8 protein-coding genes and 1 pseudogene are annotated in these 13,306 nt (G+C 47.9%); all 9 read right to left on the minus strand.

Annotation, left to right across the window (positions count from 1 at the left end; translation table 11 throughout):
* Positions 1–44: 44 nt before the first annotated feature.
* Positions 45–3,689 carry a transporter substrate-binding domain-containing protein gene (locus tag BMS17_RS20625; protein ID WP_046032397.1) on the minus strand — a complete coding sequence of 1,215 codons (3,645 nt, stop codon included), beginning with the start codon at positions 3,687–3,689 and terminating at the stop codon, positions 45–47.
* An 8-nt stretch (positions 3,690–3,697) separates the two neighbouring features.
* Positions 3,698–4,324 carry a response regulator transcription factor gene (locus tag BMS17_RS20630; protein WP_046032396.1) on the minus strand — a complete coding sequence of 209 codons (627 nt, stop codon included), beginning with the start codon at positions 4,322–4,324 and terminating at the stop codon, positions 3,698–3,700.
* Positions 4,325–4,551: 227 nt separating this feature from the next.
* Positions 4,552–4,866: pseudogene (locus BMS17_RS30685) on the minus strand (response regulator); the annotation flags it as partial.
* A gap of 253 nt (positions 4,867–5,119) precedes the next feature.
* The gene (locus BMS17_RS29995) at positions 5,120–7,039 is read right to left on the minus strand and encodes a hypothetical protein (RefSeq protein WP_139348103.1); all 1,920 of its coding nucleotides are present in this window, start codon (positions 7,037–7,039) and stop codon (positions 5,120–5,122) included.
* Entirely contained in the window at positions 7,036–7,983 is a 948-nt protein-coding gene (locus tag BMS17_RS20640; protein WP_077431604.1) for a TniB family NTP-binding protein, read from the minus strand. Before BMS17_RS20640 ends, BMS17_RS29995 begins: the two co-directional genes overlap by 4 nt.
* Positions 7,984–8,138: 155 nt before the next feature.
* Positions 8,139–10,037, minus strand: coding sequence for a DDE-type integrase/transposase/recombinase (locus BMS17_RS20645; protein WP_077431605.1), 1,899 nt, complete (start codon positions 10,035–10,037; stop codon positions 8,139–8,141).
* The gene (locus BMS17_RS20650) at positions 10,015–10,692 is read right to left on the minus strand and encodes a TnsA endonuclease N-terminal domain-containing protein (RefSeq protein ID WP_077431606.1); all 678 of its coding nucleotides are present in this window, start codon (positions 10,690–10,692) and stop codon (positions 10,015–10,017) included. Before BMS17_RS20650 ends, BMS17_RS20645 begins: the two co-directional genes overlap by 23 nt.
* 1,267 nt (positions 10,693–11,959) lie before the next feature.
* A complete protein-coding gene (locus BMS17_RS20655) occupies positions 11,960–12,166 on the minus strand; it encodes a DNA-binding protein (protein WP_077431607.1) in 207 nt (68 codons plus the stop codon).
* 526 nt (positions 12,167–12,692) lie between these two features.
* Positions 12,693–13,304, minus strand: a complete 612-nt coding sequence (locus BMS17_RS20660) for an HAD family hydrolase (protein ID WP_077431608.1) — start codon at positions 13,302–13,304, stop codon at positions 12,693–12,695.
* Between the last annotated feature and the right edge of the window lie 2 nt (positions 13,305–13,306).

The raw sequence follows: 13,306 nt of genomic DNA on the forward strand, positions 1-13,306 counted from the left end.
GTCTCTCCGTGATGGTTAACACACTGCTCAGCGCTCAAGCATAGTTAAGGCTCTTTCTTTCTGCTTCGGTCGTTGTGCCCTATTTGTTGCTGCAATGCCTGCTCCAGTTCGAGCATGGTGAGCTCTATGGCCTTGGTGCAATTGGCGACATCTTCGGGGTGGAAAACATCATGGCAGGCGCTTTCGAGTGCCTCACAACTGTCGATCACTCGACTCGCCTGGACGATGCGGGCCGCGCCCTTGATTTTGTGAGCGACGTCCAGGAACGACTGGCGGTCTTTGCATTGTGATAGCGCCAGCAATTCCTGGCGGTCCAGTCGATTGCTGTTCAGCAGTTCGGACAACAAACGCTGGTCCAGCTTCGGATTGCCGCCGGTCAGCAGTTGCAGCCCTTCGAGGCTGAATGCCGGCTCGCGGGCGATCGGTTTGATGCGCTCAATCCATTGCCTCAACGCCATCAAGCTGAGGGGCTTGAACAGGCAGTCGTCCATTCCGGCATTTTTGCAGCGCTGTATTTCTTCCGGCTGCGCGTTGGCGGTGAAGCCCAGCAAGGTGCAGGCCGCGCGCGGCTGTTGCCGTTCATGTTGGCGAATCAGACGGGCCAGTTCATAGCCGTTCATGACCGGCATGTTGCAATCGACAATCACCAGATCGAACCCTCCGTTTTTCCATGCGTCCAGCCCGGTCTGGCCATCCGTTTCAGCGCAGTAGTGGTGCCCCAGAAACTCCAGTTGCTGACACATGAGCAAGCGATTGGCCGGGTGATCATCGACCACCAGGACATTCAAGGGGGATGAGGTGGGGGGAACAGGCGCTTCGGCGGTGTTCGTTACCGGCTCGGGTGGCAACGTGGCCATTTGCAGCGAAATCTCGACCTGAGTACCGACACCGGGCTGACTGCGCAATTGCAGGCTGCCACCCATCATCTCGCACAACGTGCGGCTGATCACCAGACCCAGCCCCGCCCCCCCACGAGTCGACTGCGCGCTATGGGTCGCCTGAGCGAAGGGTTCGAACAGGCGCTGTTGATCCTGTTCGCTGATGCCGATTCCGCTGTCCTGAACCTGCAAACGCAACAAAACCCGATCGGTTTCGTCAGTGGCATGCAACTCACTCACAATCCGGACCTGACCTTGTTCGGTAAACTTGATGGCGTTGCTGACCAGATTGGACAGCACCTGCTTGAAGCGCATCGGGTCTAACAGGACGTCGGTTGGCATTTGGGCAGGGTTGAAGTCGAGCAGCAGGCGTAGGTTTTTCTGGCGGGCAAGGCCGTCGAAGATCCTGACCACCGAAGCCATCGTTTCGCCCAGGTTGACGCGTTCCGGGTTCAAACTCAGGTGCCCGGATTCGATTCGCGCTATATCAAGAATGTCCCCGATCAGTTCCAGCAGATCTCTTGCCGAGTTGTAGGCGACGTCGATGGCGGGTCGGTCTGGATGATTCGCTTCGATACGTTTGAGGGTCAGTTCCAGCATGCCGATGATTGCATTCATCGGGGTGCGAATTTCATGGCTCATGGTCGCCAGGAAGGTGCTTTTGGCCCGGTTCGCTTCATCGGCACGTTCCTTTGCGGCGCGAAGTTCATCGAACAGTTGTCGCCGTTCGCTGATATCGATCCAGCCGCCGATGATGCCCTGCACTTCACCGCTGGAGTCCCGGTAAGGCAAAACCCAGTGATAAATCGTCATCTGGCGATTGCCGATGTGCAGCGTGCGATCGAGAATCAGCGGTATCCCTTCACTCATGACGCGCTGGTAATCCGTCTCGTATTCACGCGCTTCGAAAGCATTGCTCATCTTGCCCTCAATGACGCTTTTGCCGATCACGTCTTCGTATTTCGCACTAAAGGCCTCCAGGTAACTGTCGTTGCAGCTTTGCAGTAACCCCTGCCGATCACGCACGTAGATTGGATGCGGCGTTCCATTGACCAGCGACCGCATGAACTCAAGTTGATCATTCAGCGCGAGCTCGGCCGACTGACGCTGTTTTATCTGACGACGCATGTAAGCGTTCCAGGCAATGGAAATCAGCAGCAGCACGCCTACCCCCAGGACCACCTGATAGAACACCCGGTGATAGCTTTGCCAGGTGTTTTGCGAAGTCGACGCGTAACCCCGCCAGCGGCTGTTGATGATGCCCAACTCTTCCGGGGTAATGCTCAGCAGCGCCTTGTCGAGGATGGCACTCAATTCCTTGGCATCACGCCCGGTCGCCAAAGAGAACGCCGCCTGCTGAGTGCCAAGAGTGGAAGTGATCTGAAGGGTGTCTTCGAAGATTCTGGATGAAACAAAGTAGTTGGCGATCACCAGTGAATTGACCGCACCGTCAGCCTGGCCCTCTGCAACTAGTTGCACGGCACTGAAAGTGTCCGGTGTTTCGATCAGATTGATGTGCGGATACTGATGGCGCAGGTAATCCACCATCGGGTTACCTTGGGCAATCGTCAGGCGCTTGCCTGAAAACTGTGTGAGGTTTGTCGAGCTGCCAGCCCCTTTGCGCGTCAGCAGGACAAAGGAGTTTTCCAGATAGGGACGGCTGAAGTTCAGCAGCGTTTCACGTTGTGTGCTGGGTAGCAGCGCGGCAATCAGGTCGGCCTGATGGTGACTGACTCGCTCGATCATCTCGTCATCGCTTCGAGTTCGATGGATCTCGAAGCGCAGTCCGGTGCGTAACCTGATCAGCTCCAGCAGGTCGGCGGTGACTCCCCGGAAATTGTCGTCGTTATCGAAAAACGTCAGCGGCGCAAACGCTTCATTGACCACTACGCGCACGACCGGATGTTGCGCCAGCCAGCGTTCTTCGCGACCGGTCAGTTGCAGCTTGTGATCGGTGAGAAGAATGTCACTGCCGGCACTCCAGCGCTTGGCGATGTTTTCTCGCTCGCTGGTGGGCGTGGCAATCAGTATCGCGTTGATAATCCCAAGAAGGTCCGGGTTGTTCCTGTGCACGGCAAAACTGAAGCCGTGGACTTCGTGCTTACCGAAGTTCGCCATCCGGATGTTGTTCAGGTAGCCCTTGTTGATCAGGTAATGGGTGGAAATGGTGTCGCCAAGAAAGACATCGGCCTGGTCGAAAGCAACGGCGTTGATTGCATTCTGGTAAGACGGGTAGGACGTGATGATCGCCTTTGGATACAGGGCTTTGACTTCTTCCATGGGCAAATAGTGGTACACCATGCTCAACCGCAACCCGGCAAGGCCATCGGTCAGGGATCGGGTTTCACCTTCCCGTGTCACCAGAACAGGTTGATCCGCGGCGTAAGGTGCTGAAAGCACAATATTGGCGTTACGTGCCTCGAATCCGTTGGCACTGCCGAGCATGTCGACTGCGCCGCTTTCCAGTGCCTCGATCGCGTCTTCCCGGGAGGCATAGCGCTGAACCTTGACTGGCAGGCCGGTGGCCTTGCCAAGGATACCCGCATAATCGGCGGTGAAGCCTTCATAGTCGTTGCCACTTTGCGTCAGGTCGAATGGCGGGTAGTCGGGGGCTGAAGTACCCAGGATCAGTTCACGTTTATTGTTGATCCATTGTCGTTGTGATGAATCCAGTTGGACTTCCATGTGCCCGACCATTGATCGACTGAGCAAGGTGAAATGTTCGCTGGCGGAATGTGCCGCAGACACTGAGGGGCTCAGACAAAAGCCTGCGGTTATCAGTATTAGATAGTCCTTTAAACGACTGGGCATCCGGTCTCTCACACTAAGGCGTTACGTTTTGCCATATCGATGAGTTCAACCAGTGATTTGGCTTTGAGTTTTTGCATCAGGCGCTTTTTATAGGTGCTGACCGTCTTGTTGCTCAGGAACATGCCCTTGGCAATTTCCTTATTGGTGCGACCTTGTGCAAACAGTTGCAATACCATCAACTCCCGGTCGTTGACCGACTTGAAGAGTTCCAGATCGGCGTATCGCGAGTCATCGCTACGGACAGGGTTCAAAGCCTGGCTGGGAAAGTAGTTGTAGCCCGAGAGCACCGCTTTGATTGCACTCACCAGTTCACTGAGGTCTTCCTGTTTGCATACATACCCCGAGGCACCGGATTGCATGCAGCGAATACCGAACAGTGTCGGGCACTGAGCGGTTAACACCAGCGTTTTTAACGGGGTGCACATGGCGTTGAAACGCGAGAGGACTTCCAGTCCATCCAGTTTGGGAATGCTGATGTCGAGAATCACCAGGTCCGGCATGCATTCGCGAACCATCTGCATGGCGTCGACCCCATTATCAGTTTCGCCGACGACTTTATACCCCTCATGTTCGAGCAACATTCGGACGGCAAGACGGATAACGGGGTGATCGTCGACAATAAATACGGAGTTCATAATCAGATCCCATGCGAGCTCAAATAAAGCGCGCACCTTAGCTCAGATAGTTGAGGGGGCGCATGAACTGACAAGCCGATAGCAGTGATATAGGACAAATCCTACAATCAAAGAGGATATGGACTACACCTCAACTAGGTTTTTAATGAAGATCAATGGAAATGCTATATGTGTGAGCAGGACTCTAAATCTATAGTTAGTGTATTAAGTGTGTTGGATTAAAGGACTTATAGTGAGGCCAGGGTCAACAAGTTTCTAAAATCTGATTGTTGCAATGGTTTTATCAAGTAACCCAGTAAGGGGAGATCATGTTCGTCGGCTATTTTTTTGAGCTCGTCCAGTTCTCGGGGTGTCAGACTGCTTAGAAGTATCGCTTGCTTGATCATTCCCTGGTGGCTGGCGAACTCGATCAAATCAAGGCCCGGGAGATCCGGCAGGCATTGATCACACAGAAGAATGTCGAAGGGCTGTGAAGACTCGAGCATCCGGCGTAAAGCGCTCGCGGCACTGTCCGAGGCGGTGAGTTGGGTGAAGCCATACGTCATCGTTCAGCAGATTCGAAGGTCACAAGCGTTGTTTTCATACGCTTTGCTTGATAGCGTGCAGTAGGCGGGAGATCGGACAGTTAATAGAAATGAGATTTTCCGGAAATCGCATAATCTGATGCGAGATTTTTCGACAGTAAGTATATCGATCTTGGGGCTCGCGGAGTAAATTTAACTTAGCGAAAGGTAATGGGGATATTATAGGTCGAAAAAATACTATTTTTATTTTTCGGGCGCATTTTTCCCGAATTCATTTTACGGAGTTTGGTGGCGTATTAGGTGATATTAGAGCTAAGCTGCAGGGTGATAATGCCTTTTGGTTTTTTAAAATCATTATGAGTTTTTGTCCGGAGCGAGTAAATAAAGGTGTTCCTGTTTTAAGTGCTCTTTTTTCGATAAGCAAATAAATAGTCTTACTTGTAACAGTAAGTGCGTCGGCCGCTTGTTTGACTGAATAATAACGGAAAAGATGATCTTTCATTCGGGCTACATCATCGGAGTGTATGTAGTTTGTTAGACCCCATGTTTCGGTGTTGATATAGTTAGTAGATTGAAATCTAGATCCTATTATCTCGTAAGTTATTCCTAATTCCCCGATTACCTCCGCGTATGAGTGGTGACAGCTTCGCCAAGTATCGATCAAGCTAATTTGATTCTCGCTCAGTCTGAAATAAGGAGGTCGCCATTTGAAGCGATTACGAATCAGATCTTTGAGCGTTCGGAAATCTAATGATAGCGACTCCGATTTTTTTGAAAGCCACTCTTCATCCACAGGACGCCCATAAGAATAAGTGCGAGGTGTAGGAATCGGATGATGAGTAAGTATTTCATATATCTCACTTCTGAAATATAATGAAGGAATCCAGTGCGTCAGTGATTCTAAGATGGGATATATGTCGAGTTTTTTCAGAAAGTTGGTGATGGTTTTGCTTGAGATACTATATTCTCTAGCGATCTCGTTTGCTGTGATATAGTTAGAATGGATGTTCTCAACTGAAGATTTCGGCATGTAATAAGTTCTATAGCTTATAAATGAGCCTTCAAAAAAACCCATATTAAATAGCTTTAAAACAGAGGTTTTAGTGGTTCTTAATATTTCGGCAGTCTGCGTTGCGTTTAAATAGATTGTCTCACCTATCTTTGCGACGTTGCTCTCTGTTTTTTTAGTTAACTCTCCTTGGATGATCGCGCATAGGTTGGGTGAGCTATAATAGATTTGACTGGAACTTGGTGTGGTATTAGTCTCAACTATTCCGTCCTGGATCATTTGTCTAACTCTAGCGCGTCCAGTATGGCAAGCATATCTAAGTTCTGTAAAATTTAGTCTGACTGTGCTACAGCAATTGGCAGTTTGGCATTCGACTACGTTACGTTTGAACTGGTGCACATATTTTAGAATTTCAGAGCGTAGCTTCTCTTCTCTTAATCGACGCCAAGGAGCCTCGAAGGCGCTTAGGGGCAATTTGCAATAAGTATTGAGTTCTTCTTTGATTAGATTTTCGATAGAGTGAATAGCAGGGAGTGCCAGAGTTGGATGGTCAGTACAGTTTGAAAAACTACACCTAAGAATGTGGTCATCAAAATGCTTATTAAAACATTTTGTGACATTGTTCTGCCCAAAGCTTGATGTCAAAGGGAAGAACAATGGCTTGGTTGTTGTGTTGTCTACACTGTCTTTGAAATTAAATCCACATCGGCACGTAAAACCATTTATTTCATACCAATGATTGCGTGCAGAGCATATGGGGCACTGAGTTAAATAAGGGATGTTGTGATAAGGGCAGTTTTCAAAAAAAATTAGATCTTGCGGCGATCGCGTATAACCCTCCTTAATGCATTGCGGGCACGGACGAAATATTGTCGCGAGGGAGTTTTTTGGAACTTCATTGCCGTCAACCAGTATTGCAGTGCTACGAGAAAAAGACTGTCTGGGCTGATCGAAAAAAATTTTTCGGAAGTCTTCTGCTAGATCGGGTGTTTCAGTGCAGAGTAATCTAAATAGCGGCCCTGATTGAAGGCGTAAGTTTAACCAGCGAGTGGCCCCAGTTTCTAATACATTAATTGACATGTGGCGTACGCTCAGGAAACCGTTTTTTTTCGCCGCGCGAATTAGTAAACTAGTGGGGCTTTCCAACGGCATTGGATGGGGGATGAATAAGAACCGATTCATGATGCCTTATCTAGTATGCGGAAGAGTTCAGAATCGTCTGTGACAAAAGGATTAATATCAGGCCGAATACGGCCCATAAACGCAATTTGGTCTGCCGTTTTTATAAAGTCTTCGCAAGTTAGAGTTCGGTCTCCTCGGATTAGTGCCTTCTTGAATGCGCCGTTTAGGAGGAGGCGCAAGCCGCGCATGTTGCCGGCGCAATAAACGTAGGTTGCCAAAGCGAAATGTTCATCGGCCAAAAAAACATAATCTTCTAACTTGCCAAGTTCACACATTGCGACACTGAACTTAGATAATACCATTTTCCATTCAGAATGCATCTGATCGGGTTTGCTGTAGTGATATTTCAAGTTTTGCAATCGAGTACGGTAAGGGTATCTTTGAGAGAGTTGTTCGTTGTCGTCTACGATGGCCTCTAACGACGGTATACCAGAAAGCAAAATCGCGATATGACTTTCGTTGAGTAACGTTTTAATACAATCACACACTGCGGATTTAGTCTTAGCTGCGCCTTTTTCAGCGAGAGTCTGAAATTCATCGATTATCACGAGTTTGGTTTCGCAGGTGCATAATAGTGTTATAACAGTGTCTAACAATGTTCGATTGCTTTTGGGTTGTTGAAAGTGTCCGAGACCGCAAAGCATTTGTTCGGCGAGTTTTTTAGTTGTGGGGTTAGATTGTATATTGCAGTATAAGCAAGGCATTGTTTTTATACGACCTTCGAACCGGTCTTCCTCGCGTGGATCGCCCAACAAATTCCTTATGCGTTTACAGACGCTGGACTTTCCGGTTCCTGGTTCGCCAAGCAACATTGCCGAAGCCGGTTCGCCCAGTTCGGACGTGGTTTCTATGCTTTCCATGACTCGCAAGATGGCCAGCTTGTACGCTGGGTGTTGAACAGTAAATCGACTAAATTCACTAAGTATTTCGGCAACGCTTTTCATGGTGTTTTGCTCCGTAAGGATTTTGGGGGCATCAGTTTTTTCAGTATGCGTCCAATTGAGTGCGGCGACGAGGCGCCAGTTGGTAGTTTCTAAATTTATATCTGATGAATTAAGCTGATATTCGATATGCTGTGCACAACGACTCGTATGTAGTCTTATTCAAGTCTTGGAATGTAGAAAGTTTCATAAGTGTTTTTATCAACTAAATGCTGTTCATCAATATCGATTGTTTGGGTGTGTTGTTTTTTTTCTAAAGTCAAAGCAGGGTTAACTTTGGAAATGTCTTTTGAATTGTTTCTCTTGTGTGAGGCGAACTGTGTTTTTGCTTCTATCAATTCTAAACGAATTTCATACAATGCATTGATTGCAAGCTTGGCTGTGAAGCTCTCTTGATGTTGTGTCATCCAAAGATTAACTAGCTCATGTTCGTACAGTGTTAAGTCATTCTGATAGGTAGGGAGAACTCCGGCAGCGCGAAATAGTTCTTCCATTCGGTCCGGTAGTGCGACATATATTTCACCAAGATTACAAGTGTTCACATAAATCACAGCTTTTTGTCCAGGTCTGAGGCGGCGTTCCATTTCAGCAAGTCCAGGTCCCGTCCATTGCAACCCGAACAATTTGACGCGACCGCCACAGATGGTGCGCCTGTGAACCTCGCGAAGGAGTTGGTCTAAGTCTCGCTCCGAAAATTTCTCGGGTGGCAACTGCTTTACGATTGTTCGATCCCATTTTTCATTAGGGGATGTTTTTTGATTGCCTTGAGGGTTGTTATGGTAGAATTCCTCCAACCATTTAGTAAAGAAATAGTGAAGTTGTTCCATTGTGAGGCACGCCTTGGACTTCGAATTGTAATCCCCTAGTTGTGTTATATTTGAGAAAGTCGTGCCAGGTAACCGATGAGTAAATTGGGTATTCATTGTATTGAAAAAACGTTCAATGTGCGGTTTAGCGTCCGGCGTCCTAGGGGGGACATAACGAATCTGAATACCCAAGACTTGTGCAGCGTTCTTAACCGTATTGTTGACCACCTCAGTACCATTATCGACAATCAATTCTTGCATTTTACCGCGTTGCAGTTCCTCTCCGGGCTGGACTTGAAATGCCATCTTCATGACGCGAAGTGTTTTTTCCGCGCAAGGGGGAGTGGCGGACAAGTCATAAGCAATAATCTTTTTCGACTTTATTTCTATCATGGCGGATAAGTGTGCAATTCGACCAATGGACTTCCCTTTATCATCAACCAGATGTATATCCATGGGCGTAGAGTCCATCTCAACTTGCTCTAGCAAGTTGACTGGCTCTGTCCACATTTTTCCAAATTTGTTGTTTTTTTGGGCGAGATGGTGGCCCAATCTACAACTGTCTGTACGAAATCCACATTGTTTTAGGATATGACGACGAACCGTGCTGAGTGACGGCTCTTGAATAAGTTTTATATTGTTTTCACTTCGAGCAATGTTGTCGTGGATGATCTGTCCTCTGATGAGTTTATGTACCAAGGCAATAGTATTTTTTTGATCTGATAGATAGGTTTCTTTTATATAACGCTCAATAATTAAATTGGTGCTTGTGGGCATTGATTTTCCACGTGATTTAGAGCTGTGCGATTTGATAAGTGCAAAAGGTGACCAGTTGTTTCTCATGCAGAGCTTGGTCCATTTGCAAACAGTAGAATAGCCCGGCGTGGATTTGTCACTAATTTTATTAGCCAGCTTTTTTATTTCAATGGTACTGGCTTTTCGAGGAAGTGATCCGTGAAACAGAGATTTTAATCCTGAGACGTAGTGGTATTTTCGCCTAGCCTCGAGTACATGAGGGTTTTCTGAGATGGTAAACAGTACTGCAATAGATTCTTGTAACGGCGCAGATTGATACAACGAAATGTGTTTATGAAAAAGCGCTCCCTGGAAATCATCCGGGCTAAAATACTGAGCGCGTTTTCCACGTATATCACGTAGCGAGATAAGAAGATTCGTAATATTGATGACTTCATAGGTACGGCCATCAATTAAATACTGCGCGCCGACCTTAACTTCGGTTGAGTTGTTCATGTTCAGGCCTCATGATTAATACGCTCTGGAGCGTTAAAGGTTCTCTCAAATTAGTTGACAGTTCTCCTTTAAACAGTGCCCTCGACAAGGCCCTAATAGTTGGTGGGTTTTGGGATGATAAGCACTCTTCGATGGTCAGGTTGCCGGGATGAGTAAGGATGAACTCATTGAGATGGCTAATTTCCCATTTTGAATAGCTGTGCATTCGGTTATATAGTAATTTTAAATTATGCAGACGGATGGGTTGCTGGATGCTTATACGGTCTGCTAATTTTAGATGCACGTTCTGGTGTTCTTCGTGCATCATAAAAGAGTCGAGGGTAAGTTTGAATTTTTTCGTGATCATATCAAAGTTTGGTTTGATCTCGGTAAAATGATTGGCCGAAGTTAGATGAATGACATAGAAGTCTGGTGTGTAGCGCATCTTTTCTTGGTGATCTATCCATCTAAAAGTATAGGGCTGTGGATAAAAAGCTATGACGTCACTGTCCCATTCCAGCCAAATACAATAATCGGCTTCTAGCGCACTTTCGCACACCAGTTGCGCGTTGTTCTTGATAGAAGGGAAATAAATCGTGTTACGCCCGAATCTACCGCGTCGGATATTTCGAGACGGAGTCGAGCCCTCGGCCAGCCAATTCTGTTCATTGAACATGAAAGTTGCCCTCCAATGCTGTCCTTTGCATGGTCAAGGGGAGAGTGCTGTGGCTCTCGCTGCGTGCCTATGACTACAGGCGCAGTGACTTTTGTGCTTCAAGACAAGGGTAATGCAAGCGCAAAATAAACCACTTGGTACGTATTAAAGCCTATACCTTTTGTGTACATCGTCTACTACAAAGCGACAATCGGAAAAAACTGAATAAATACAACTAGTTTCTTTATTTAAAAAAATTGCAGTTCATACTTAAGTGTATACTCTTGCATACGAAATATAGGGGTTTCGTGATGGTGATAATGGAAAAATCTTCGGACGATGCGTTCAACCATCCGTGAGAATTTTGCTCGAACGCACCTCTTGTCTACCTCCACTGGCAGGTGCCATCACTCCTATAAAAGTGTCGACACTTCTTGCGGTCGCCGAGTCTCACGCCATGTATATCAGTTAGGATCCGAAGGTTTTACTGGAATGCTCGAGATTGGAATCGATCACTGGGAGTGTTGGTGTCACGACCTTTTGGTGAGTGAGGGCTGAGTAGGTAAGCACGATACCTTGTTCGATTGAAATTGCGATCAACATGGAAATCAGCATAGAGCTCTATCAGCATTTTTGCTGAGGTTCTTCTACCGTTCAATGGAGATAGAGCGTGGTGGGGTAATCAAAAACTCTCACTTGAACTCCGTGCATGACCTTCCAAGTAATTCAAACTGTAGCGTCAATGTGAAATATTCTTTTACGATTTATTGGTGTAATCGTAGAAACTGTTGAACGTTTGTAATAGGCAGCAATCTCTCCATGAGGTTTTAACAGTGTTTTTTCTTATTAATTTGTCTGTCAATGTGGTGGGATGTTTTTCTTTCAAGTGCACCCCTATTAGGGCATATTTTTTTGCTAAAAGGCTTCTTGGTAATTAGGTGGGCTTGGTTGGCTGCTCTAAGGTTTTATTATAAGGCAAGTGCTGATTGTTAAGCATTGCAATCTGTGTGTATTTTTCCTGAAAAAACTTTGTTAGTTTTTCCGTCCGTTGTTTTACCAAGAGTACCTCAGCGGTCTATTGGATTTACCGAGCCGTTGCTTCCTGCCGTAGATACTGCTCGCTGAGCAGCCTGGCCTCCAGAATTCACGGGGAGTTGTTGTTGCTCTAGGCGTCTCTCCGAACTTTTCGACTGTAATTTCAGATAGTTTTTTCCATGGAAAATTGCGCCTGAGCCCAGGTCAATTGCTCATCGGCTTCAACCTGCAACTGTTCGCTCAAACCGTGGACCTACCGTGCCAACGGCTCGGTTAGACGCTCGAGGGTGGCTTTTGGTTTTTCCTCGAGTTCCTTGAGGTAGTGATAGATCGTGGATTTGAATTCCATATTACCGAGTGCGACGCGCACGGCGTCGATGGTAGGGCGCTTGCCTTGGGCCAGTAACGTCGTTTTGGCTTGTTGCACAAGTTGTTTATTGATGCCTTCACGAGCCATCATGTCCCCCTACTATTTTGTACTGTATTACGTTGCATGTAATTACAGTGTACAAAATCAGCAATCGAACGTTTGTATGTTTTAATCGCTAACGCGGGATAATCTAAAGTTACCCAAGGTGATGACCGTTCATCGACTTTGGAGGCGCAGTTTCCTGCAATTGAGGCGTTCGCCAGCGACTTTTGCCCTATCGGAAGTCAGTCTTGGCCAATGCCCTTATAACTGCCGTCGCTAATAAGGACTTCCTTTCATACTTCTTGGGTGATTAAAAAGTAGGTATCCCTGAATAACAGCCCGGAAAAGTTACGTATAATAATACGATACGGTGCAAAATTTTCGGAGAATAATTACGAGGGCGCTGATGGCTTGGTGCTCTTCAACCTTTTGATAGTCGGGGGATCATGGGGGGCACTGCGGCGAGTTGACCAATCGCACCTGAGCGTCACGGTAGGTGCGACCTTGACCAGCCAATGGGTTGATGCCCGGCGTTCCGAGGAGGAGGGCGGCAGTGCTACGCGTTGGGCAGTAATCAGCGTGCGTGCAAAATTGCTTCGGCAAAGTCGTCCAGTGAGGCATAGGTGCTGCGGCCCTGTCGGTCGAGCCAGTAACCGTGCATACCGTATGCGGTGGGGCCCTCACAGTCACAGCGTTTTGAATCGCCAACCATCCAGGCGTCAGCCGGCGAAACCGCTACCTGTTGCGTCGCATGCCGGTAGATGTCAAAGGAGGGCTTGATAGCGCCCACGGCAAAGCTGTAGCTGTAGCCGTCTAACCCCGGATATAGGCGCTCGATGGCAGCGGCATAGGGTTTCGCCAGATTGGAGCACACCCCGACTTTCACGCCGGCGGCCTGCAGCCGTTGTACTGCGCGCAGACCATCCGGGTACGCTCGGATATCAGCCAATTCACTGCACAGGTCTAACTCCCATTGCGCCATCACATCTGGATCGACTTGTATGCCAAACAAGTTGGCGGCTTGGCGCAGGCCTAGTGGCAACGACAGTAGCGCTTCCGCATCCGTAGGTTGGGGGCGGCGCCCCTGTTCAATCCCCAGCTTGAGGATTTTTCGATAAGGGTGGGAGCCTTCGCTGATTTTCACCAAGGTGCCGAAGGCATCAAAAATAGCCGCCAATACAGGCATAC

Source organism: Pseudomonas sp. C9, assembly GCF_002000165.1.
GTDB lineage: Bacteria > Pseudomonadota > Gammaproteobacteria > Pseudomonadales > Pseudomonadaceae > Aquipseudomonas.

Bases quoted from the DNA above. Each gene is read 5' to 3' on its own strand.
- BMS17_RS29995 (WP_139348103.1), bottom strand. From the start codon at position 7,039: ATGAATCGGTTCTTATTCATCCCCCATCCAATGCCGTTGGAAAGCCCC.
- BMS17_RS20645 (WP_077431605.1), bottom strand. From the start codon at position 10,037: ATGAACAACTCAACCGAAGTTAAGGTCGGCGCGCAGTATTTAATTGAT.
- BMS17_RS20650 (WP_077431606.1), bottom strand. From the start codon at position 10,692: ATGTTCAATGAACAGAATTGGCTGGCCGAGGGCTCGACTCCGTCTCGA.
- BMS17_RS20660 (WP_077431608.1), bottom strand. From the start codon at position 13,304: ATGCCTGTATTGGCGGCTATTTTTGATGCCTTCGGCACCTTGGTGAAA.
- BMS17_RS20640 (WP_077431604.1), bottom strand. From the start codon at position 7,983: ATGAAAAGCGTTGCCGAAATACTTAGTGAATTTAGTCGATTTACTGTT.
- BMS17_RS20625 (WP_046032397.1), bottom strand. From the start codon at position 3,689: ATGCCCAGTCGTTTAAAGGACTATCTAATACTGATAACCGCAGGCTTT.
- BMS17_RS20655 (WP_077431607.1), bottom strand. From the start codon at position 12,166: ATGATGGCTCGTGAAGGCATCAATAAACAACTTGTGCAACAAGCCAAA.
- BMS17_RS20630 (WP_046032396.1), bottom strand. From the start codon at position 4,324: ATGAACTCCGTATTTATTGTCGACGATCACCCCGTTATCCGTCTTGCC.